Below are 21,445 nucleotides of genomic sequence, written 5' to 3' on the forward strand. Positions count from 1 at the left end.
GGGGAGAACCCTTTCATGCCATCCGAAGCTTCCGATCCCGGCCTCGCGGCGATGCTCGCCGAGCGCCAGCGGATCGCCGACGACCTGCACGACGGCGTGGCCACGCGCCTGGTGATGCTGCTGGCCAGCATTCCGGTGCACGACGACGGCCCGAACGCGGAGATCGCGCGCGGCCTGCAGGAATGCCTGCTCGAGCTGCAGATGACCGTGGACGGCCTGGGCGCCGAGCGCATGTCGCTCGGCGAGATGCTGGGCAACCTGCGCTACCGGTTCGAGCCGGCCTTCCGGCGCAGCGGCATCGAGTTCCTGTGGGACGTGTCGGACCTGGAGAGCCAATTGCTGGACGACGTGCGGGTCCACCGCGAGCTCTGCAAGATCGCGCAGGAGGCGCTGGCCAATGCGCTGCGCCACGCGGGCGCCAGCCACGTGCAGGTGCGCGTGCGGCTCGCGCGCAACCGCGGCAAGGAGCTGCTGACGCTGGAGGTGAGCGACGACGGCCGCGGGCTGCCCCGTTCGAACGACTCCAGCGACGGCCGCCATGACGATGCGGCCGGGGCGCCGCGCACGCCGGGCCGCGGTCTTCGCACCATGCGCTCGCGCGCCGAGGCCATCGGCGCGGGCATCGGCATCTCGAATCTGTCGCCGCGCGGCTTGCGGGTGGCCGTTGTCCTGCCGCTCGGGGGCCCTGCGAGCCGCGCGGTTCCCGCGGGCCGCGCTGCCGGGCCCGCGCTGGCGTCGGCCCGCCGGTAAGCGCGCTTTCCCATCCACTTCACACAAAGGCTGGTCTCCATGAACGCTCCCACCATTCATCCCGTGCTCCTGTGCGGCGGCAGCGGCACGCGGCTGTGGCCGTTGTCGCGCAAGGCGCTGCCCAAGCAGTTCGCACCGCTGATCGACAACAAGAGCCTGCTGCAGCTCACGCTGGAGCGCTTGTCGGGCCTGAACCGGACCATCACCTGCGTGGCCTCGGAAGACCACCGCTTCCTGGTGCGCGAGGCGATGGACAACGCGCGGGCGCAGGGCCGGCAGATCCTGGAGCCGATGCCGCGCAACACCGCTGCAGCGATGGCCGCGGCCGCCCTGCTGGCCGCGCCGGACGACCTCTTGCTGTTCGCGCCCGCCGACCACCACATTCCCGACGCCGCGCTGTTCGCGGCCACGGTGCGCAGCGGCGTCGAGGCGGCGCTGGCCGGGCGCATCGTCACCTTCGGCGTGGCGCCCAGCTTTCCGAGCACGGCCTACGGCTACATCGAGGCGGCCGGGCCCACGGGCCACGGCGCGAGCCACGCGGTGGCGCGCTTCGTGGAGAAGCCGACCGCGGCGGTGGCCGAATCGCTGATCCTGCAGGGCGGCTACTGCTGGAACGCGGGCATCTTTCTCGTGCAGGCGCGCGCGCTCGTCGCGGCGCTGCGCACGCACGCGCCCGACATCCTGGCGGCCTGCGAGCGCGCGACCGCGGCGCACTCGGTCGACGGCAGCTTCGTGCGGCTGGAGCGCGAGGCCTTCGAAGGCTGCCGCAGCGAGAGCATCGACTACGCGGTGCTCGAAAAGCACACCGAGGTGGCGGTCGTTCGCTTCGAGGGTGCCTGGAGCGACGTGGGCAGCTGGAACGCGGTGGCCCAGCTGCACCCGGCCGACGAGGCGGGCAACCGCCTGAGCGGCGGGATGGCCAGCGTCCTGCGCTCGCGCAACACCTTCGTGCATGCGCCGCACCGTCCGGTGGTGGCGCTGGGCACCGAGGACCTGATCATCGTGGACACGCCCGACGCCGTGCTGGTGGCCGGCGCGGACTGCGCCGAGCAGGTGGCCGAGGTGGTGCGCATGCTGGCCCGCGAGGGCCAGGCCGTGGCCACCGAGCACCGCCGCGTGGTGCGGCCCTGGGGCGCCTACGACAGCGTGGACACGGGCGAGCGCTTCCAGGTGAAGCACCTGACCGTCAAGCCCGGCGGCAAGCTCTCGCTGCAGATGCACCACCACCGCGCCGAGCACTGGATCGTCGTCAAGGGCACGGCCAAGGCCACGCGCGGCGGCGAGGTCTTGCTGGTGCGGGAGAACGAATCGATCTACCTGCCCTCGGGCACCATCCACCGGCTGGAGAACCCCGGCAAGACGATGCTGGAGGTGATCGAGGTGCAGACCGGCGGGTACCTGGGCGAAGACGACATCGTGCGCTTCGACGACACGTATGGGCGCTGCGCGGCGATCGAGGTGCGGGGCGCGGTCGAGCGGGCCGCCACGCCGTCGGCCAATCAGCCGGTGATGCCGCCGGTGGCCGAGGCCGGCGTCAGCGCGGCAGCCTGAGCGGGCGCCGGTTCGATCGCGGGGAGATCGAAGGCGCTGACCCTGGGCGGGTCCACGCACTTCTCGATCTGGACCAGCACCGTCTGCGCGACCGAGGACTGCGTGAGGCGCGAGGTGCCCTTGTCCATCGTCACCACGTTGGGGTTGCCATGTTTCTCGACGGAGCACGGTGCCGCGGGGTCCTCGGGGTCGAACCACGCACCGGTCGCCACCTGCAGCACGCCGGGCATCAGGTCGCACGAGATCACGGCCGATGCGAGGAAGGCGCCGCGGTCGTTGAAGACCTTCACCACATCGCCGGCAACGATGCCGCAGCGCTGCGCATCCGATGCGTGCAGGGCCAACGGCTCGCGGCCATCGACCTTCGTCGCGCGGCTGACGGCGCCCGCGTCCATCTGGCTGTGCAGCCGCCCCTTGGGCTGGTTCGACAGCAGGTGAAACGGAAAGCGCGCCGCGCTTTCGCCGCCGAGCCATTCGGCGGGCTCGAGCCACGCGGGGTGCGGCGGGCAGTCGTCGTAGCCGAAGGCCTCGATGCGGCGCGAGAAGAGCTCGATCTTTCCCGAGGGCGTGGCCAGCCTGTTCGCCACCGGATCGCCGCGAAAGGCCGAGAGAAAGAGCGGCGGCTCCGCGGCCATCGGGAATTCGTAGCTGCCCGCCTCCCAGAATTCGTCGAACGCCGGTGGCGAGAAACCCAGCGCGAAGGCGCGCTCCCGGGCCTGCACGTACATGTGGCGCAGCCACCCCATCTCGTCGCGCCCCTCGGTGTAGGCCTGCCTGAACCCCAGCCGCTCCGAAAGGTCCGCGAAGATGTCCATGTCGTTGCGCGCGCCGCCCACCGGATCGATGACCTGGCGCATCGCGATGTAGTGGCGCTGCAGGTCCGTCGCGAGGATGTCGTTGCGCTCCATGGTGGTCGTGGCCGGCAGCACGATGTCGGCGTACTTCGCGGGCGGGTTCCACCAGGGCTCGTGCACCACCACCATCTCGGGCTTGCGCCAGGCCTGCACGAAGCGGTTCAGGTGCGTGTTGTGGTGAAAGGGGTTGCCGCCCACGGAATAGATGAGCCGGATGTCCGGCATGCGGATCGTCGCGCCGTTGAATTCGAGTTCGCTGCCCGGGTTCAGCAGCATGTCGGCCACGCGCCCCACCGGCACGAAGCTGCGCACAGGGTTCTTGCCCAGCGAAAGCGTCGGGCGCGGAATGCCGTCGGGCCGGCTCGTCGTGATGCCGTTCACGGCGCCGAACCCGAGGCTGAAGCCGCCGCCGGGCAGCCCGATCTGCCCGAGCATCGAGGCGAGCGCCACGGTCGCCCACACCGGCTGCTCGCCGTGGTCGGCGCGCTGGATCGACCAGGTGGTGGTCACCAGCGTGCGGCAACGCGCCATCCGCAATGCGAGATCCTCGATGGTCCGCGCCGGCACGCCGGTGATGGCCGACGCCCAGGCGGCGCTCTTGGCCACGCCGTCGTCCTGCCCGAGCAGGTAGCGCTCGAAAGCGCCATAGCCTTCGCAGTGCGTCGCAAGAAAGCCGGCATCGTGCAGGCCATGCGCGACCAGCGAATGCGCCATGCCGAGCATCATCGCGACGTCGGTGTTGGGGCGGATCGGAATCCAGTCCGCCTCGAGGCCCTCGGTCATATCGCTGCGCGACGGGCTGATGTTGACGAAGCGCACGCGCGATGCGGCGGCGCGTTCGATCCAGCGGGCGTTGTCGTGCGTCACGGCGCCGCCGGCGTCGATCTGCATGTTCTTCGTGTGCGCGCCGCCGAACATCACCACGAGTTCGGAGTGCGCGACGATCGAGGGCCACGGCATCACCATCGCGGTGATGTCGTTGTCGCCGGTGACGTAGGGCATCACGCCCAGCGCGGCGCCGAAACTGTGGTTGCCGCGCTTGTCGACGTAGCCGCCGAAGAGGCCGAGAAAGCGCTTGAGCACGCTGGGCGAATGGTGCAGGCGTCCCGCGCTCGCCCAGCCGTAGGACCCGCCATAGATCGACTCGTTGCCGTGCTCCGACTTGATGCGCTGCATGCCGTCCACGATGAGGTCCAGCGCGGTGTCCCAGGACACGGGCACGAAGGCTTCCGAGCCCCGGCCCTGCGCCGATCGCTCCCGGTTTTTCAGGTACCCCGAGCGGACGTAGGGGCGGTCGATCCGCAGCGGGCTGCGCACCATGTCGGGCAGGCTGCGGATGAGCGCGGTGGGCGCCGGATCGTTGGCGAAAGGAACGGTCGGGCCGATCTCGCCGGACGCCGACACCTCGACCGAATACACGCCCCAGTGCGAGGCCGTCTGGATGGTTCTGTTCGCAGCGGTCGTCATGGGGCGCGCTCGTTCTGCATGCCTCATTCCTGGCGCACGAGGTAGTCGCGCAGCCACTGGCTGCAATGGCTCGCGCCCTCGACCGGCCAGAGCACCTTGACCACCGTGTCGCCGCGATGAATCTCGATGCAGATGTCCGTCGACTCGCGCTTGTGCGAACGGCCGAACCAGCGCGACCACCAGGTGTCGACCGGTGCCGCAGCTTCGTGCTGCACGACGACCGGTGGTGCGGGCCGCGGCGCGTCGATCGAAGTGTCGATCGGCCGGGCCACAGGCGGGCGAGCAACCGGCGGCGAGGCAGGCGTCGCCACCGGCGCCTTCGCTGCCGCCGGCGGCTTCGCAGGCGCTTGCGTCACCTTGACGCCGCTGGCCGCCGCGTCGCTCGTGCCCGTGATCCGCGCCACGAGCTTTTCGGTGAACTCGTCCCACATGCGGTCGGCCTTGGTCTTCATCGCGCTCAGCCCGAAGGTGCCCAGGCGGCCCAGCACATCCACCTTCACAAGGATGCGCAGTTCGGTCTGGCCGTCGGGCTGCTCGGCCAGGAAGATCTCGCTGGTCTGCTTGAGCGAACTGGCCACCGACGTGTCTTCACCCGTGCCTTCGGTTCGCAGGTAGTGCGGCGCGCGCTGCTCGACGATGGTGGTCCTGAGCTTGAACTTCGCGCTGATGAACGAGACCTTCACCTTGATCTCGGCGATGTACTCGACGTCGCTGATGACCTGGATGGACTGCATGCCGGGCACGCAGCCGCCCATCACCTGGGGATCGAGCAGGAGTTCCCACACGCGGCTCGCGGGGGCGGGAACGACAACGGTTTTTTCAATTTCCACGCATCTTCTCCGCGGCAACAAGAATGGATTCGACGATCTGGGTGTAGCCGGTGCAGCGGCAGAGGTTGCCGTTGAGCCCGTGGCGCACCTGGTCTTCGGAGGGCGACGGGTTCTGCGCCAGCATGGCGCAGGAGGTCATGAGGAAGCCGGGCGTGCAGTAGCCGCATTGCAGGCCGCCGCAAGCCATGAAGCTTTCCTGCAGGGGATGCAGCGCCTCGCCCGCCGAGAGGCCCTCGACCGTCGTGATGCTGCGGCCGTCCACCTGCACCGCGAGCATCAGGCAGGACTTGACGACCTCGCCGTCCAGATGGACCGAGCACGCGCCGCAGATGCCGGTTTCGCAGCCGCGCTTGGTGCCGGTCAGGTGCAGGTCGTCGCGCAGGAAATCGCTCAGGAGGCGCGGGGACGGCACCTGCACCGCGTGGACTTCACCGTTCACGGTGATTTGGATGTCATGTTGGCTCACGGCCTGGCTCCTTCTTCGTTGTCCAGCCCGAACACTTCGAGCAGGGTTCGCCGGGCGACCACGCGCACCATGTCGCGCCGGTACTCGGCCGCGCCGCGCAGGTCGGACACGGGCTCGATGTCGGCGGCCACGATGTCGGCGGCCTCGGCGATGCGCTCGGCCGTCGCCTCGCCCTCCGCGAGAAAGGCTTCCGCCCTTCTCAGCCGCAGCGGGATCGGCGTCGAGGCGCCGACCGCGATGCGAATGTCCTCCCATGCCGCGCCGCTGCGGCGCGCCGATGCGGCCACGCTCGCAAGGGGCCGGTGCTCGGCCGCGGTGCGCAGGAACCGCGAGTACACGCCCGCGGTGCCAGGCTGGGGCGGCGCGATCCGGATCTCCGACAGGATCTCGTCCGGCGCCAGCGCGGTCGTGTAGTAGTCGACGAGAAACGCCTCGATGCCCATCACCCGGTCGCCCTGCGTGCCGGTAACGACCACTTCGGCGTCCAGTGCCATGAGACAGCCCGGCGGATCGGTCGCGGGATCGGCGTAGCAGAGATTGCCGCCGATGGTTCCCTGGTTGCGCACCTGCGGGTTGGCCACGCGCGATGCCATGCTCGCGAGCATCGGGTAGTGCGCCTGCACGAGCGGCGAGCGCGCGACCTCGGCGTGCAGCGTGAGCGCGCCGATGCGCAGGCCCTGGGTCTCGTCGTACGCAATGCCCTTCAGGCTCCCCAGCGTGCCCAGCGAGACGAGGTGCGTGGGCGTCAGCATGCGCTGGCGCATCGCCAGCATCAGCGCGGTGCCGCCCGCGATGACGCGGCATTCGTCGCCCAGATCGGCCAGCATGTGGGTCGCCTCGGACACCGACACGGGCTGCAGGAAATCGAAATCACGCACCGGCGGCCTCCTTCTTCTCGCGCAGGGCGGCGAGTATTTTTTCGGGCGTGATCGGCAGGTCGACGATGCGCACGCCGATGGCGTCGTACACCGCGTTCGCGATCGCGGGCGCGCCCGGAAGAATCGCCGTCTCGCTCGCGCCCTTGGCGCCGTAGGGACCGTTCGGGTCGTTCGATTCGACGAAGCCGCCGCGCAGCATGGGCACGGCATCGGCCGTGGGCATCGTGTAGTCGGCGAAGTTGCCGTTCGCGATGCGGCCCGCCTCCAGGTGCAGTTGCTCGTACAGCGCCCAGCCGAAGGCCTGCACCGTCGCGCCGTTGGTCTGGCCGTGGATGGCCATGGGGTTGAGCGCCTTGCCGCAGTCGTCCGACACGAAGCTCTCGACGACGGTGACCTGCCCCGTCTCCGTGTCGACCTCCACCTCGACCGCCTGCGCCGCGAACGAATAGGCCGGCGCGATGTTGCCGTAGACCTTGTCGTCGTGCATCGTGGTCTTCGCGTCCCACGTCGCGCTCACCTGGATGGCCTCGCCGCCATGGCGCCACACATGCTGCCGCGCGAGATCGCCGATGGTGAGCCGGCGGTCGGCCGCCTCGCGCACGTGGACGGCGCCGTCGGTCATGTCGAGCGCGTCGGCCGGCACCTCGAGCAGCTCGGCGGCCAGCGCGAGGAGCTTCGCCTTCGCTTTGCGGGCCGCTTCGATGGCGGCGTTGCCCGCGACGATGGTCACGCGCGATGCGAGCGAGCCGATGGCGAAGGGCGCGACGTCGGTGTCGGGCGCCATCACGTGCACGTGCGAGAGCGGAATGGCCAGCTCGTGCGCGACGATCTGGCTGAGCATGGTCATCGCGCCCTGCCCCATGTCGCATTCGCCGCTGTGGACGACGACGCGGCCGTCTTCATTGATCTTCACGACCACGGTCGAGCCGTCCCAATTGCCGATGGTGCGGTTGCCGCTCACGTGCATGGCCGCGGCCATGCCTACGCCGCGGCGCTTGGCGCTGCCCGCCGCGGGGCCCTTCCTCGGCTCGCCCCAGCGCAGCGCGCGCGTCGCCTGGTCGATGCATTCGACCAGGCCGGTGCTCGCGACCTGCCAGCCGTGCACCGACACCTCGCCCGCGCCGATGGCGTTTTTCTTGTGGAGCTCGGCCGGGTCGAGCCCGAGCTGCCCGGCCATCGTGTGGATGTGGCTGTTCAGCGCGAACAGCATCTGCGTGCCGCCGAAGCCGCGGAAGGCGCCGTGCGGCGGCGTGTGGGTGTAGACCATGGTGGCGTGGGAGCGCACGTTCTTCAGGCGGTGCATGTTGTCGCTGCGCATGGCGCTCACGTGCATCACCTCGGAGGCCAGGCCCGCGTAGGCGCCGCAGTCCGCGACGATGCGCACGTCCTTCGCGACGATGAGGCCCTCGCGCGTCATGCCCAGCTTGAGCGTGATGCGCTCGGGCAGGCTCGTCGGGCACGCGAGAAAGTCTTCGAGCCGGTTGTTGACCAGCCGCACCGGCTTGCCGGTCTTCACCGCGAGCAGGCCGGCGACCAACTGGTTCGCGTCCTCCACGATCTTGCCGCCGAAGCCGCCGCCGGTCGTCGACTGGATCACGCGGACGGTGGATACGGGCCGCTCCAGTGCCGCGGCCAGACGCGCGCGGGCGAGGAACGCGGATTGCGTGGAGGTCCAAACGACCAGGCGCCCTTCCGCATCGAGCATGGCGACCGAGCCCATCGGCTCCAGGTAGCCCGGGTACTGCGCATGGGTCGTGTAGGTGGCTTCGTGAATCAGGTGAGCCTCCGCGAAACCTTCGTCGACGCTGCCGCGCTCGAAGCGGATCTCGTGCGCGATGTTGTCCTTGCGGCCGTCGTGAATGTTCGGAGCCTCCTCGTCGAGTGCCTCCTCGGGCAGCAGCACGGCGGGGAGTTCTTCATACTCGATGCGGATCAGGTCGAGCGCGTCCCGTGCGATCTCCTCGGAGGTCGCGGCCACGGCGGCGACCTCTTCGCCGCAGAAGCGCACCACGCCCTCCGCAAGAATGCGCCGCTCCTTGTGGCTCACGCCCCAGAGCGCGCGCGGGGCGTCGGCGCCGGTCAGCACCGCCTTGACGCCGGGCAGCGCCAGTGCCTCGGCGGTGTCCACCGAGACGATGCGCGCATGCGGGTAGGGGCTGCGCAGGACCTTGCCGTGCAGCATGCCCGCGACCTTGATGTCGCCCGCGTACTGCGCCTTGCCGAGCACTTTGGCGCGCGCCGTGACCTGCGGCGTGTCGCGCCCCAGGGTCGATTGCGTCGTCGTGGTCATGGGGATCATGGGGGCTCAGTCCGCCTGGATGTTCAGGTCCCTGATGACCTTGGCCAGGCGCTCGTAGTCGGAGGCGTTGACCCTGGCCATCGCGGCGGGCGGCCCGCCGACCGGCGCCGCGCCGAAGGTGCCCATCTTGGCGATCACGTCGGGCATCCTGAGCACCTCGTTGAGGTTGGCGTTCAGCAGGTTCACCACCGCGGCCGGCGTGTTGCGCGGCGCGAAGAAGCCGTTCCATGCGCCCGAGTCGATGTCCTTGTAGCCCAGCTCGGCGAGCGTGGGCACGTTCGGCAGCAGCGGGGAGCGCTTCGCGTCCGAGATGGCGAGCGCGACCAGCTTGCCCGTGGCGATGTACTGGGCCACCGGGCCGAGCGTCACGTAGGCCAGCGGAATGTGCCCCGCAACCACGTCGGTGACCGACGGCGCCACGCCGCGGTAGGGCACGTGCTGCACCTGGATGCCGGCCGACCGGTTGAGCCACTCGCCCGCGATGTGCATCGGCGAGCCGGCGCCCGGCGTGCCGTACGACAGCGGCTTGCCCGCCTTCGATTGCGCCACCAGGTCCGCCACGCTCCTGATGCCGGAGGCCGGGTTCGCGACCAGCAGCACCGCCTGGTTGGCCGAGTGGATCACGGGCGTGAAGCCGTTGACCACGTCGTACGAAGCCGCGGGCGCGAGCTTCATGACCAGCGGCGCGGTGGTGAACGGGTTGGGCGTGAACAGCAACGTGTAGCCGTCCGGCGCCGCGCGGCCCACGTAGGTGTTGCCGACCGTGCCGCCCGCGCCGGGCCGGTTGTCCACGATCACGGACTGGCCCAGGCGCGCCTGCAGCTTCTCGGCGAAGAGGCGCGCCATGGCGTCGGTGTCGCCGCCGGCCGGGTACGAGACGACGATGGTGATGGGCTTGGTCGGGTAGGCCGGCGCCGGGGCCTGGGCGTGCACCGCACTTCCCCAGAGTCCTCCCGCAAGAACACCCAGGGCAAGGAACAATTGACGGCTGACTTTCATCTTGGAGCTTTCATAGGGAGCGCGCGCCGGGACGATCGAGGCGGAACGGCACAACACCCGAGCCAACATCTGGACTACACTGACGTTTCATATATGGAACATCGAACCGTATTTGAAACGTTGACGCATCGTAAAATGAAGCTGTTGATCAATCAACCAAGTGAAACTTCGAATTGACATTCGAATTTTTTCTTTTAGGCAAGTAATAAATAAGTGTGATCGCGGGCGAAGGCCCGCCTCATCGACGAGACAACCCATGCAAGACGACGCCCTGACCGAGCGCTCCGCCCTCCCACCCGCAGTGCCCACCGACCCGTGGTCCGGGCTCGACGAATCGGGCGACAACCTCACCGTCGACAACTTCATCACCACCGTGATGAGCCAGACCGTGAACGCGCTGCGCCGAGTGACGACGCTGCCCTACGCCAGGCGCTTCGGGCTCACGGTGTCGGAGTGGCGCATCCTGTCGCTGATGGCGCATGCGCGCTCGTTGCCGTTCGCGGAGCTGGTCGTGCAATCGACCTCCGACAAGGCGCTCGTGAGCCGCACGCTGCGCCTGCTCGAGCAGCGCGGCCTGGTGGCGCTGGAGGCCGAAGGCCCCGCGCCGAGGAAACGGCTCACCTGCAACATCACGCCCGCCGGCGAGGCGCTGCATGCACAGGTCATCCCGGTCGCGCGCAAGGCGCAGGCATCGATGATCCAGCTCATGACGCCGGAGGAGCGCCGCGTGATGTACGTCGCCCTCAAGCGCATTCATCGCCAGTGCCTGGAAGTCGACGCCTCCGCCGGCGAGGACGAAGAAAGCTAGGGCAATCCCCGCCGCCGGCGGGCTTGGAAGCCGCCGCGGCAGGCTCGTACAATGACCGCCGCTTCGCGCTCAGGCGCGCAGCACACGCTAGGGGTGTCGAACCGGAATCCGTTCCGGGGCTGACTGAGAGAGTCCCTTTGAACCTGACTGAGGTAATCCTCGCGCAGGGAAGCTGGTCCGGCGGCCTGTCACGTTGTCTCGCGTGGCGGCAGCGCTGCCGGAGCCTCGCCCACCTGCCAAACCTTTTGCACTGGAGCAAACGGATGGCACATGACGACGACAACAACAATTCAATTTCCTCCGGCAACGAGGCGCTGACGCCCCTGCCCGCGTCCCGCCGCGTCTTCGGCTGGACCGACCACGCCTCGCTGTGGTTCAGCCTGGGCGTCGGGCTGCTGGTGATGCAGATCGGCGCGTACCTCGTGCCGGCCGTGGGCACGCGCGATGCGGCGCTGGCCATCGCGCTCGGCTCGGTCATCGGCGCGGGCCTCCTCGCGTGGACCGCGCGCCTGGGCTGCGAAACCGGCCTCGCGAGCGCGGGCCTCATGCACGCGACCTACGGCAGCGCCTTCGCGCGACTGCCAGTGCTGCTCAACATCGTGCAGCTGGTGGGCTGGACCACCTTCGAGCTCGTGATCATGCGAGAGGGCACGCAGGCGATCGGCCAGGTCGCCTTCGGCGCATCGCTCGGTGGCTTCTGGGGCGGCGTGCTGACCACGCTCGTCTGGGGCGCGGTGCTGCTGGCACTGCTCGCGGGCTCGATGGTCAAGCTGGTGCGGCGCTTCGTGAGCCGCTTCGGGCTGCCGCTGGTGGTGATCTCGCTGCTCTGGCTGACCTGGCAGTTCGCGACGCGGCTGCACGCCAAGGGCCTGGACGTTTTCTGGGCACGACCCGGCGACGACAGCATGGGCATGTTCGGCGCGCTCGATCTGGTGATCGCGATGCCGGTGTCGTGGCTGCCGCTGGTGGCCGATTACGCACGCCACGGCAAGCGCAGCGCGGGCGGATTGGGCAGCGCCTTCAGCGGCACCTGGATCGGCTACGCGCTCGCCAACGTCTGGTGCTACGCGCTCGGCGTGATGGTGGTGAGCGTGGCCGAGCCGGGCACGGGCCTGGTCACCGCGCTGCTGCTGGCGCAGGGCGGGCTGGTGGCGCTGGGGCTGATCCTCATCGACGAGCTGGACAACGCATACGGCGATGTCTATTCGGGCTCGGTCTCCACGCACAGCCTCTTGCCGCGCTGGAGCGTCAAGCGCTGGGGCCTGCTGCTCGCGGCCCTGTGCATCGCGCTCGCGCTGGTGCTGCCGATGCACACGCTGGAGCCGTTCCTGCTGCTGTTGAGCTCGGTGTTCGTGCCGCTCTACGGCGTGATCCTCGGGCGGCTCGGCGGCGGTCAGGCGGCAGTGCAGACCGGCACGCGCCAGATCGACTGGGCCGCGGCGCTGATCTGGATCGCGGGCATCGCGGCGTACCACGCGCTCGCCAAATGGGCGCCGCAGTTCGGCTCCGCGCTGCCGACGCTGGCCGCGACTTTCGTGCTCGCGTGGATCAGCCGGCCTTCGCCTGCAACCGGTGCGTCGGCACTGGCGCAAAACCGTGGTTGAGCGGACCGTGGCCCGCGCCGATCTTCACGTCCGCACCGGCCGCCATCGCGCCGAGGATGTAGGCGCGCGCGCGCTCGACGGCCTCGGGCAACTGCAAGCCCAGCGCCAGATGCGCGGCGATGGCGGACGACAGCGTGCAGCCCGTGCCATGCAGGTTGCGGCTCGCGATGCGCTGCGAAGCCAGGCGCTTGCGCGTGCCGTTCGCCTGCAGCAGCACATCGACCACTTCGTTGCCCGGCAGGTGGCCGCCCTTGAGCAGCACGGCCTTCGCGCCGAGCGCCAGCAGTTCGTCGGCCGCGCCGTCGAGCGCGTCGATGCCCTCGATGGCATGGCCGATCAGCAAGGCCGCTTCATCCAGATTGGGCGTGACCACCACGGCGCGCGGGAACAGTTCGCGCACCAGCACCTGCACGGTCTCGGAGGCGATCAGGCGATCGCCACTGGTGGCGACCATCACCGGGTCGAGCACCACGTTCGGCAGCTTGTAGTGGTCGATGGCCCAGGCCACGACCTCGACCACCTCGGGCGCATGCAGCATGCCGAGCTTGACCGCATCGACGCCGATGTCCTCCACCACCGCCTGGATCTGGGCCTTGAGAAAAGCCGGCGGCACGCCGTGGATGCCCGAGACGCCGAGCGTGTTCTGCGCGGTGAGCGCGGTGATGGCCGTCATGCCGTAGCAGCCGAGGGCCGCGAAGGTCTTGAGGTCGGCCTGGATGCCGGCACCGCCGCCGCTGTCGGAGCCTGCGATGGAGAGCACGCGTGCATAGCGCATGGGCTGATGCAGGGACGCTTGCGGCGCGGGGGAAGGTGCTTGGGTCATGCCGAAAATTATCGGCGACGCACGCAGGATGCTGGAGCAACAGCATGAGTGTTCCGTTTCAATCGGCCGCCATCCTCGGCGCGGGCCTCATGGGCCGCTTGATGGCGCTCACGCTCGCACAGGCCGGCTGCAAGGTCGCGCTGTACGAAGCCGGCAGCCCCGAAGCCGAAGGCGCCGCGGCCCGCGTTGCGGCGGCGATGCTCGCGCCGCTGGCCGAATCGGCGGTGGCGCCCGTGTCGGTCGTGCGCATGGGGCACTACGCGCTGTCGCGCTGGCCCGAACTGCTCGCGCCGCTGGCGCAACCCGTGTTCTTCCAACGCGAAGGCACGCTGGTGCTGTGGCACCGGCAGGACGCCACCGAAGCCGCGCGGCTCGAACGCGTGCTCGCCCACACCGGCGCGCAGGTGCCTGAACTGGCGCCGATGCAGACGCTCGACGGTGCAGGCATCGCCGCGCTGGAGCCGTCGCTCGGCCAGCGCTTCGCCAAGGGGCTGTTCCTTCCGGGCGAAGGCCAGCTCGACAACCGCGCGCTGCTCGCTTCGCTGCTCGCGACGCTGCAGGCCAGCGCGAACGTCACGCTGCACTGGCAATCGCCGCACGTGCCCGAAGACTTCACACCCGGCACATCCGGCCAGCCCGACTGGGTGATCGACTGCCGCGGCCTCGGCGCCCGTCCGCAATGGAACGCGCTGCGCGGCGTGCGCGGCGAGGTGATCCGCGTGCATGCGCCCGAGGTCGCGCTCAAGCGGCCCACGCGGCTGGTGCATCCACGCTATCCGCTCTACATCGCGCCCAAGCCCGGCCACCTGTTCGTGATCGGCGCGACCGAGATCGAGTCGGACGACATGTCGCCCGCCAGCGTGCGCTCCACGCTCGAGCTGCTGAGCGCGGCCTACGCGGTGCACAGCGGTTTCGCCGAGGCGCGCATCGTGGAGATCGCCACCCAGTGCCGCCCCACGCTGCCCGACAACCTGCCCGCCATCCGCCGGCCGCAGCCGCGCGTGCTGCAGATCAACGGCCTCTACCGGCACGGTTTCATGATCGCGCCGGCGCTGCTCGACGCGGCGATGGAGCTGCTCACGCAGGGGCACTCCGCACTCGCGCAGGGCTTCGGCATGGGCACCTCCGCATCCGACAACGCATGACGATGAACATCCTGATCAACGACAAGCCCTACACGCTGCCCGACGGCGCCGCGCTCACCGACGCGCTGGCCGCGCTGGAGGCCGTGCCGCCCTTCGCGGTCGCGGTGAACCGCGAATTCGTGCCGCGCTCGGCCTATGCCGCGCGCACGCTGCAGCCCGACGACCGCATCGAAGTGATCCGCCCCGTGACGGGCGGTTGAAAAAAGAGATTGGAGACCACACCCATGACCACCCCGAACGACCCGCTGGTTCTCTACGGAGAAACCTTCCAGAGCCGCCTGCTGCTGGGCACCGCGCGCTACCCCTCGCCCGACCTGCTCGAAGCCGCCGTCAAGCGCGCCAAGCCCGCGATGCTCACCGCGTCGCTGCGCCGCCAGACCGCGAACCAAGGCCCCCAGGGCTCGGCCGGCAACGACACGAGCAACGGTTTCTGGGCGCTGCTGCGCCAGCTGGCGGTGCCCGTGCTGCCCAACACGGCCGGCTGCCACAGCGTGCAGGAGGTGATCGCCACCGCGCAGATGGCGCGCGAGCTGTTCGACACGCCATGGATCAAGCTGGAGCTCATCGGCGACGACTACACGCTGCAGCCCGACACGCTGAACCTCGTCGATGCCGCCTCGCAACTGATCCGCGACGGCTTCAAGGTGCTGCCCTACTGCACCGAGGACCTCGTGGTGTGCCAGCGGCTGGTCGACGTGGGCTGCCAGGCCGTGATGCCGTGGGCCGCGCCCATCGGCAGCGGGCGCGGGCCGGTCAATCCGTATGCGCTGCAGGTGCTGCGCGAGCGGCTCAAGGTGCCGATGCTGGTCGATGCGGGCCTGGGCCTTCCCTCGCACGCCTGTCAGGTGATGGAGTGGGGCTACGACGGCGTGCTGCTCAACACCGCGGTCGCGCTCGCGCAGGAGCCGGTCGCGATGGCCGGCGCCTTTGCCGATGCGGTGCAGGCCGGCCGCACCGCGTACCGCGCCGGCGCGATGGCCGCGCAAGACTCCGCGCAGCCCAGCACGCCGGTGCTCGGCACGCCTTTCTGGCACCACACCGCATGAACCCCACGAGCCCCATGAGCCCAATGACCGACGCCCGTTCCATCGCCCACGCCATCGTCGCGGCGCACGGGTTGCGCTTCGGCGCCATCACCGCATCGACCGTGGGCGCCACCAATTTCTCTTCGGATGAAGCGGTTTATCGCGGCGCCAAACAGGCCTGCACGGCGCTCGGCTTCATCGAGATCGATGCCGAATGCCTCGCGCTCGCCTGGCACGCGCAGACCGAGCGCATCGGCCATTTCGACGCCGACCGATGGCCCGACGCGCCCGCCGATTTCGGCATGCGTTCGTTCCCGCCCGCCTCGCGCGACGACGCCTTCCTGCCCTGCCCCGAACGGCTCGGCCTCTACGCCGTGCTGCCCGATGCGGCATGGGTCGGCCGCATGGCGCGCGCGGGCGTGCCGACGGTGCAACTGCGCTTCAAGTCCGACGATGCCGCGACCGTCGAGCGCGAAGTGCAGGCCGCCGTCGAGGCCGTGCAGGGCACGGGCGCCCTGCTCTTCGTCAACGACCACTGGCAGGTCGCCATTGCCGCGGGCGCCTACGGCATCCACCTCGGCCAGGAAGACCTCGACGCCTTGTCGCCCCATGAACTGCAGCAGCTGCGCGCCTCGGGCGTGCGGCTCGGCGTCAGCACGCACGGCTACGCCGAGATGGTGCGCGCCGATGCGGTGAGCCCCAGCTACATCGCGATGGGCGCGGTCTACCCGACCACGCTCAAGAGGATGGCGACCGCGCCGCAGGGCGTGGCACGGCTCGCGGCCTATGCGCGCCTCCTGCGCGGCTATCCGCAAGTGGGCATCGGCGGCATCGACGCGGTGCGGCTGCCCGAGGTGCTCGCCACCGGCGTGGGCTCCGTCGCGGTGGTGCGCGCGCTGGTGACGGCCACCGACCCCGAGGCCACGGCCGCGCAATGGATGGCGGCCATGAGCGCCGCGACCGCCGCGAACGGTATGACCGGCAACTGAATACATCGATGACTCCCCAACGCTTTCCCTCTTTCCCGGTCCTGAAGCCCTCGCCCGTTTCGCATGCCATCGCCGTCGTGCTTCTTGCAGTCGCCTGCAGCGCGCATGCGCAGCAGGCCGCGCTGCCCGCGGTCGTCGTCAACCAGGGACCGGCCGCGCCGCAGGCCGACGTCAGCGGCTTCGGCGACGTGCCGCTGCGCGAACTGCCGCTCTCGGCCACGGTGATCGACAGCAAGCAGCTGAGTGCCAGCGGCGCGCGCCGGCTCGCCGACCTCACGCAGTTCGATTCGTCGGTCACCGACGCCTACAACTCCGCCGGCTACTGGGACTACCTCACGGTGCGCGGCTTCGTGCTGGACAACCGCTTCAACTACCGGCGCGAGGGCCTGCCGATCAGCGCCGAGACCTCGATCCCGCTCGACAACAAGGAGCGCGTGGAGATCCTGCGCGGCACCAGCGGCATCCAGGCCGGCACGAGTGCGCCGGGCGGGCTCGTCAACTACGTCGTGAAGCGCCCCACCGAGCAGGACCTGCGCACGGTGCGCATCGAGACCACCAGCCGCGGCAGCGTGCTCGGCGCGCTCGACCTGGGCGGGCGCTTCGGCGAAGACCGCCAGTTCGGCTACCGGCTCAACGTGGCGAGCGAAAACCTCAAGCCGCTCACGCACAACCTGGACGGCAACCGCAACATGTTCTCGCTGGCGGCCGACTGGCGCATCACGCGCGACTCGGTGCTGGAGTTCGAGATCGAGCAAAGCCGCAAGACGCAGCCGAGCCAGAACGGCTACAGCCTCCTGGGGAGCGTGCTGCCCGCGCCGGTCGATCCGCGCATCAACCTGAACAACCAGCCGTGGTCGCAGCCCTCGGTGTTCAAGGCGCTGACCGGCACGGTGCGCTTCAGCCAGGCGCTGAACGCCGACTGGCGCTGGAGCGCGCAGATCGGCCAGCAGCGCCTGAAAAGCGACGACCGCCTGGCCTACGCCTTCGGCTGCGGCGCCGAGGGCAACTACGACCGCTACTGCTCGGACGGCACCTTCGACGTCTACGACTTTCGCAGCGAGAACGAGCGCCGCACGCAGACCGCGGGCAGCATCAACTTGAAGGGCAACGTGATGACCGGCAGCGTGCGCCACGAGCTGGGCTTCGGCCTCCTGCAAAGCCGCGTGCGCAACCGCTTTGAGAACCAGGCCTACAACTATGCGGGCACCGGCAACATCTGGGCCACGGCCATGGTGCCGCCGAGCCCCGACGCCACCACGCCGCAGACCAATCGCGACGAGCGCTCGACCGAGCTCTCGGTGCAGGACGCGATCCGCTGGAACGACCGCTTCACCACCTGGCTCGGCGCGCGCCACACGCGCATGGACCGCAGCAGCATCGGCAACGACGGCTCGAACCCGACGGGCTACAAGCAGGGCGTGACCACGCCGTGGATCGCTGCGAGCTACGCCATCCAGCCAGGCCTCCTCGCGTATGCGAGCTGGGGCAAGGGCGTCGAATCGCAGGTCGTGCCGAACCGGAGCGACCAGTACAGCAACGCCGGCCAGGCACTGCCCGCGCTGAAGTCGCGCCAGTGGGAGCTGGGCATCAAGGGCGGCAACGACGCGTTCAACTGGCAGCTCGCGTGGTTCGACATCCAGCGCCCGATGACCAACCTCGACGCGTGCAACCGCCTGGGCATCGCGCCGTGCGAAGCGAAGTACGACGGTCGCGCCGTGCACCGTGGCCTGGAAGCCGGCGCGCAGTGGTCCGAAGGCCCCTGGCGCATCGGCGGCAGCATGACGCTGATGGACGCCAAGCGCCGCGGCAGCACCGTCGAGCCCGCGAGCAACGGACAGTGGCCGACCAACGTGCCCAAGCAGGTGCTGCGCGCGCAGGCGGCGTACCGCGTGCCGTCGGTGCCGGGCCTGGAAGTGGCGGGACAGCTCTCGCACGAAGGCCGGCGCAACGTGCTCGCCGACGGCTCGGTCACGCTGCCCTCGTGGACGCGCGTCGACGCGGTGCTGCGCTACGACACGAAACTGCGCGGCGTGAACACGAGCTGGACGCTGGCCATCGACAACCTGTTCGATCGCCGCTACTGGAAGGAATCGCCCTACCAGTTCGGGCATATCTACCTCTTCCCCGGCGCGCCGCGCACGCTGCGTCTGGGCCTGAGCGTCGCGCTGTGAAAACACGCGAGCGAAAGTTTTTTGTGCAAAAGTTCGGGAGGCCTGAGAAGGCCAAAAAAACCACGCTATAATCTGAGGCTTGTTCCTCGATAGCTCAGTTGGTAGAGCGCCGGACTGTTAATCCGTAGGTCCCTGGTTCGAGCCCAGGTCGAGGAGCCACAATAAGCCGCAAGGCAACTGGAAACCCCGCTATCTTTTAGGTAGCGGGGTTTTTTCATTGTTAGGCGCTTATTTGGCAATCGCCAAATATCCAGTATTCGGGCTCGCGCATCAGCGCTTGAATCGCTCGGGGGGAATCGCTCCCTTCCGCTTCACCTCACCCAGTCGCTCGATCGCACACCTGGCTGGTAGATGCTCGTCGCCCTCTTTGCCACCAGGCCTTCGAGCTTCAGCGGAATGACGGCCTCTTCGAAGATGCGCAAAGGCTGATCCTCGAAGTGGCGCACGACCAGGATGCCAGGCTTGGCCGGCTTGAACAGCTTCGCGAGCGCCGCCTTGCGTTGGATCAGGGGCTGCTGCGTCACGTCTGCGCCGCGGTTCACCAGCAAGTCGAAGACGCAGAAGACCACGTCGGGCCCGCCCGCATATCTGAGCCGGCGCCGGGCGCCAAATCCGGGACCAGTTACGATTCGTGGCTCGCTCGAACCCCCTGATCGCCCGCTGATGCTCAAGAACACCGCCAAGAAAATGCTGCGTCCGCTCTGGTCGCGTGTACGTCATCGCATCGAACATGTCGTTCACTCCCAGACGGTACCGATCACGCAACGCTCAGCCGAATTGGCTGATCGCATCGCCCTGATTGAAGCCCGCCTAGCCTCAACTGACGAACGCTCCATGTTGACACCTGCACATTCCGTCCTTTCCGAGCAGCATGGTCGAGTGGACTCATCGACGACTTGCAGCGTCTGTGGCGGCCGCGAATTCGCTAGCAGAAAGATCCTCTGGCAAGGTTTGATTGATGAATGGCAACTTTCGCCAGAAGAGGCGGACTACGTTGATCGTCAACAGGGGGAGCAATGTGTCGCTTGTGGGTCAAACCTCCGATCCATCGCGCTGGCGGATGCGATCTGCTCAAGCCTTGGCCTAGGCGTTACTTTGCGCGAAGCCGCTCAGCTGCCAAAGACCGGATCGCTGCGAATACTTGAGCTGAATGAAGCTGGCACTCTCACCTCAACGCTTCAGCAATTTCCAGGCTACGTGTTCGGCAAGTATCCGGAGGTCGACATGCACGCGATGCCTTTTCCCGACAACAGTTTCGATCTCGTGATTCACTCGGACACATTGGAGCACGTTCCCAACCCGGTTCACGGACTCGAAGAATGCAGGCGAATCCTCAAGCCTGGCGGTGCACTCTGTTTTACTGTTCCCGTCATTGTTGGGCGAATGACTCGTGATCGATCTGGTCTGCAAAGGAGTTTTCATGGCGATCCATCCACGGCAACTGCCGATCTTGTTGTGCAGACCGAGTTCGGGGCGGATGCTTGGGCTTTCGTCATGCAAGCAGGATTTCGGAAGGTCACTACTCACGCAGTGGCTTACCCCGCCGCTACAGCATTTTCTGCATTCAAGGCTTAGATGGCATGCACCCTTCGGGGCGTCCCGCATTGCATAGTGGCTCGATGTCAAGGGTTAGCAGCGCTTCGACGCTGAGGTTAGCAACCGGCTCGTCTGTCATTCGGCCTACAAAGAACTACCTCGACCCGAGATGCAAACCGCCGGCGCTGCATGGCCGCCGCAGGGCGACCTCTTCTAGACCGGCGTTTACCCGGTTGCGCGCCGAGCTCGGCCGCGTGCAAGAATTGAAGCCCAGACCACGAGGAGCCCATGGGCGAGAGACAGAAAATCAGCGGCGTTGTCATTTCATACAACCGCGCAGACGTAATTGAAACGACATTGCGATCACTATGGTTTGTCGATGAGTTGATCGTCGTAGACAAGTCGTCGATAGACGGGACCGCTCAGCTTGCCGCGAAGATTGCTGACCGCGTCATCGTTGAGCCATGGCGCCCACTCGGGGAAGACTCCAGGCAATCTGCCGTGGATGCATGCACGCACGACTGGATCGTGTGCATGGACGACGACGAGTGCTTCAGCGCTGAGGCCGGCCGATACATCCAAAGCGAGCTGGAAGCACCAAGCGCCTGCGTCTACATCTTCCCTCTGCGCCATTACATCCTCGGCACGCATGACGAGGATGCTTACTACTGGCCCGATCGCAAGCCGAGGATGTTTCGCCGCGACGCCGTGAGTTTCAGAAGCACTGTGCATAACGAGTGGAACTACCGCGTCGAGGACTGCGCCTTCCCCTCGGCAGAAAACGGGATATGCATCCACCATCTCACGCACAAGGACACGGCGACTTGGATCGATAAAACGAACAAGTACACCTCGCAGGGCGACCGCCACCGCATGTTCGAGGACGACACAGATCTGATCGCCTTCGCCCATCGGCAAATCGACCACCACTTCGCCCAGGCAAAGACGAAAGACGCTACTGGCTACGTCGCCGCCGTATCCGTGCTGCGCAGCCTGTACGACATCGTTGACCGGGTGAAGGGCTGGGAAGAAGGCCGCGGCCTCGATGGGGCGCAAGCGTTCCGTGAGCTTGGCGCGCGCCTGGAAGCGGGATATCCAGTCCGCGCACCAGTCGCGACAGACGGCCCGAAGCGACGGCGGTGGTGGGGCTGGACCGGCTGACGCCCCATAAACGACAAAATCCCGCCCCGGCCGAAGCCAGAGCGGGAAATCTCAAACAGTTGCAGGCCTAGGGCGGCGCCAGTAGCGCG

Annotated in this window: 19 protein-coding genes and 1 tRNA gene; 12 read left to right on the plus strand and 8 right to left on the minus strand. The window is 68.2% G+C overall.

The window, feature by feature from the left end:
• The first annotated feature begins 15 nt into the window (after positions 1–15).
• A complete protein-coding gene (locus JC881_RS02970; protein ID WP_198784210.1) occupies positions 16–750 on the plus strand; it encodes a sensor histidine kinase in 735 nt (244 codons plus the stop codon).
• 39 nt (positions 751–789) lie between these two features.
• A complete protein-coding gene (locus JC881_RS02975; RefSeq protein ID WP_233101499.1) occupies positions 790–2,301 on the plus strand; it encodes a mannose-1-phosphate guanylyltransferase/mannose-6-phosphate isomerase in 1,512 nt (503 codons plus the stop codon).
• On the opposite strand, the gene JC881_RS02980 is transcribed toward JC881_RS02975, so the two are convergent.
• From JC881_RS02980 to JC881_RS03005, 6 genes are read right to left on the minus strand one after another with little or no spacing between them, the layout of a single operon-like run.
• A complete protein-coding gene (locus JC881_RS02980) occupies positions 2,250–4,622 on the minus strand; it encodes a molybdopterin-dependent oxidoreductase (protein WP_198784211.1) in 2,373 nt (790 codons plus the stop codon). The two genes, JC881_RS02975 and JC881_RS02980, sit on opposite strands and share 52 nt — an antisense overlap.
• Before the next feature lie 23 nt (positions 4,623–4,645).
• The gene (locus JC881_RS02985; protein WP_198784212.1) at positions 4,646–5,452 is read right to left on the minus strand and encodes a CoxG family protein; all 807 of its coding nucleotides are present in this window, start codon (positions 5,450–5,452) and stop codon (positions 4,646–4,648) included.
• Entirely contained in the window at positions 5,442–5,918 is a 477-nt protein-coding gene (locus tag JC881_RS02990) for a (2Fe-2S)-binding protein (RefSeq protein WP_198784213.1), read from the minus strand. Before JC881_RS02990 ends, JC881_RS02985 begins: the two co-directional genes overlap by 11 nt.
• On the minus strand, positions 5,915–6,796 hold the full coding sequence (locus JC881_RS02995) for an FAD binding domain-containing protein (protein WP_198784214.1): 882 nt from the start codon (positions 6,794–6,796) through the stop codon (positions 5,915–5,917). Before JC881_RS02995 ends, JC881_RS02990 begins: the two co-directional genes overlap by 4 nt.
• Complete coding sequence (locus JC881_RS03000; RefSeq protein ID WP_198784215.1) at positions 6,789–9,086, minus strand: xanthine dehydrogenase family protein molybdopterin-binding subunit; 2,298 nt, start codon at positions 9,084–9,086, stop codon at positions 6,789–6,791. The genes JC881_RS02995 and JC881_RS03000 overlap by 8 nt, the downstream gene beginning before the upstream one ends.
• 15 nt (positions 9,087–9,101) lie before the next feature.
• Entirely contained in the window at positions 9,102–10,094 is a 993-nt protein-coding gene (locus tag JC881_RS03005) for a Bug family tripartite tricarboxylate transporter substrate binding protein (RefSeq protein ID WP_198784216.1), read from the minus strand.
• Positions 10,095–10,350: 256 nt separating this feature from the next.
• On the opposite strand from JC881_RS03005, the gene JC881_RS03010 reads away from it, so the two are divergent.
• Both JC881_RS03010 and JC881_RS03015 read left to right on the plus strand, forming a co-directional pair.
• Complete coding sequence (locus JC881_RS03010) at positions 10,351–10,902, plus strand: MarR family winged helix-turn-helix transcriptional regulator (RefSeq protein ID WP_198784217.1); 552 nt, start codon at positions 10,351–10,353, stop codon at positions 10,900–10,902.
• Between the two features lie 263 nt (positions 10,903–11,165).
• The gene (locus tag JC881_RS03015) at positions 11,166–12,506 is read left to right on the plus strand and encodes a purine-cytosine permease family protein (RefSeq protein ID WP_198784218.1); all 1,341 of its coding nucleotides are present in this window, start codon (positions 11,166–11,168) and stop codon (positions 12,504–12,506) included.
• On the opposite strand, the gene thiD is transcribed toward JC881_RS03015, so the two are convergent.
• Positions 12,451–13,329: a bifunctional hydroxymethylpyrimidine kinase/phosphomethylpyrimidine kinase gene (gene thiD, locus JC881_RS03020; protein WP_198784219.1), complete on the minus strand. Its 879-nt coding sequence runs from the start codon at positions 13,327–13,329 to the stop codon at positions 12,451–12,453. The genes JC881_RS03015 and thiD overlap by 56 nt on opposite strands.
• A gap of 44 nt (positions 13,330–13,373) precedes the next feature.
• Between thiD and JC881_RS03025 the strand changes: the two genes are divergently transcribed.
• From JC881_RS03025 to JC881_RS03050, 6 genes are all read left to right on the plus strand, one after another.
• On the plus strand, positions 13,374–14,474 hold the full coding sequence (locus JC881_RS03025) for an FAD-dependent oxidoreductase (RefSeq protein ID WP_198784220.1): 1,101 nt from the start codon (positions 13,374–13,376) through the stop codon (positions 14,472–14,474).
• On the plus strand, positions 14,471–14,674 hold the full coding sequence (gene thiS / locus JC881_RS03030) for a sulfur carrier protein ThiS (protein ID WP_198784221.1): 204 nt from the start codon (positions 14,471–14,473) through the stop codon (positions 14,672–14,674). The genes JC881_RS03025 and thiS overlap by 4 nt, the downstream gene beginning before the upstream one ends.
• 24 nt (positions 14,675–14,698) lie before the next feature.
• Positions 14,699–15,520 (plus strand): thiazole synthase, encoded by an 822-nt coding sequence (locus JC881_RS03035; protein WP_198784222.1) that lies wholly within the window; start codon positions 14,699–14,701, stop codon positions 15,518–15,520.
• Positions 15,521–15,534: 14 nt separating this feature from the next.
• The gene (thiE, locus tag JC881_RS03040) at positions 15,535–16,488 is read left to right on the plus strand and encodes a thiamine phosphate synthase (RefSeq protein WP_198784223.1); all 954 of its coding nucleotides are present in this window, start codon (positions 15,535–15,537) and stop codon (positions 16,486–16,488) included.
• A gap of 8 nt (positions 16,489–16,496) precedes the next feature.
• Entirely contained in the window at positions 16,497–18,659 is a 2,163-nt protein-coding gene (locus JC881_RS03045) for a TonB-dependent siderophore receptor (protein WP_198784224.1), read from the plus strand.
• 83 nt (positions 18,660–18,742) lie between these two features.
• A tRNA-Asn gene (locus JC881_RS03050) sits at positions 18,743–18,818 on the plus strand.
• A gap of 152 nt (positions 18,819–18,970) precedes the next feature.
• Here JC881_RS03050 and JC881_RS03055 read toward each other — a convergent pair.
• Complete coding sequence (locus tag JC881_RS03055; RefSeq protein ID WP_198784225.1) at positions 18,971–19,228, minus strand: ATP-dependent DNA ligase; 258 nt, start codon at positions 19,226–19,228, stop codon at positions 18,971–18,973.
• A gap of 94 nt (positions 19,229–19,322) precedes the next feature.
• Here JC881_RS03055 and JC881_RS03060 point away from each other — a divergent pair, with 94 nt between their 5' ends.
• Together JC881_RS03060 and JC881_RS03065 are read left to right on the plus strand one after the other, a co-directional pair.
• Positions 19,323–20,234: a methyltransferase domain-containing protein gene (locus JC881_RS03060; RefSeq protein WP_233101500.1), complete on the plus strand. Its 912-nt coding sequence runs from the start codon at positions 19,323–19,325 to the stop codon at positions 20,232–20,234.
• Positions 20,235–20,483: 249 nt separating this feature from the next.
• On the plus strand, positions 20,484–21,356 hold the full coding sequence (locus JC881_RS03065; protein WP_198784226.1) for a glycosyltransferase: 873 nt from the start codon (positions 20,484–20,486) through the stop codon (positions 21,354–21,356).
• Positions 21,357–21,445: the final 89 nt, after the last annotated feature.

The sequence above is a fragment of the Variovorax sp. IB41 genome, assembly GCF_016405905.1.
In the GTDB taxonomy this organism is placed as follows: Bacteria; Pseudomonadota; Gammaproteobacteria; order Burkholderiales; family Burkholderiaceae_C; genus Variovorax.

Coding starts and splice junctions, on each gene's coding strand:
- JC881_RS02970 (WP_198784210.1), top strand. CDS start 16: ATGCCATCCGAAGCTTCCGATCCCGGCCTCGCGGCGATGCTCGCCGAG.
- JC881_RS02975 (WP_233101499.1), top strand. CDS start 790: ATGAACGCTCCCACCATTCATCCCGTGCTCCTGTGCGGCGGCAGCGGC.
- JC881_RS02980 (WP_198784211.1), bottom strand. CDS start 4,622: ATGACGACCGCTGCGAACAGAACCATCCAGACGGCCTCGCACTGGGGC.
- JC881_RS03000 (WP_198784215.1), bottom strand. CDS start 9,086: ATGACCACGACGACGCAATCGACCCTGGGGCGCGACACGCCGCAGGTC.
- JC881_RS03005 (WP_198784216.1), bottom strand. CDS start 10,094: ATGAAAGTCAGCCGTCAATTGTTCCTTGCCCTGGGTGTTCTTGCGGGA.
- JC881_RS03010 (WP_198784217.1), top strand. CDS start 10,351: ATGCAAGACGACGCCCTGACCGAGCGCTCCGCCCTCCCACCCGCAGTG.
- JC881_RS03015 (WP_198784218.1), top strand. CDS start 11,166: ATGGCACATGACGACGACAACAACAATTCAATTTCCTCCGGCAACGAG.
- thiD (WP_198784219.1), bottom strand. CDS start 13,329: ATGACCCAAGCACCTTCCCCCGCGCCGCAAGCGTCCCTGCATCAGCCC.
- JC881_RS03025 (WP_198784220.1), top strand. CDS start 13,374: ATGAGTGTTCCGTTTCAATCGGCCGCCATCCTCGGCGCGGGCCTCATG.
- thiS (WP_198784221.1), top strand. CDS start 14,471: ATGACGATGAACATCCTGATCAACGACAAGCCCTACACGCTGCCCGAC.
- JC881_RS03035 (WP_198784222.1), top strand. CDS start 14,699: ATGACCACCCCGAACGACCCGCTGGTTCTCTACGGAGAAACCTTCCAG.
- thiE (WP_198784223.1), top strand. CDS start 15,535: ATGAGCCCAATGACCGACGCCCGTTCCATCGCCCACGCCATCGTCGCG.
- JC881_RS03045 (WP_198784224.1), top strand. CDS start 16,497: ATGACTCCCCAACGCTTTCCCTCTTTCCCGGTCCTGAAGCCCTCGCCC.
- JC881_RS03060 (WP_233101500.1), top strand. CDS start 19,323: ATGCTCAAGAACACCGCCAAGAAAATGCTGCGTCCGCTCTGGTCGCGT.
- JC881_RS03065 (WP_198784226.1), top strand. CDS start 20,484: ATGGGCGAGAGACAGAAAATCAGCGGCGTTGTCATTTCATACAACCGC.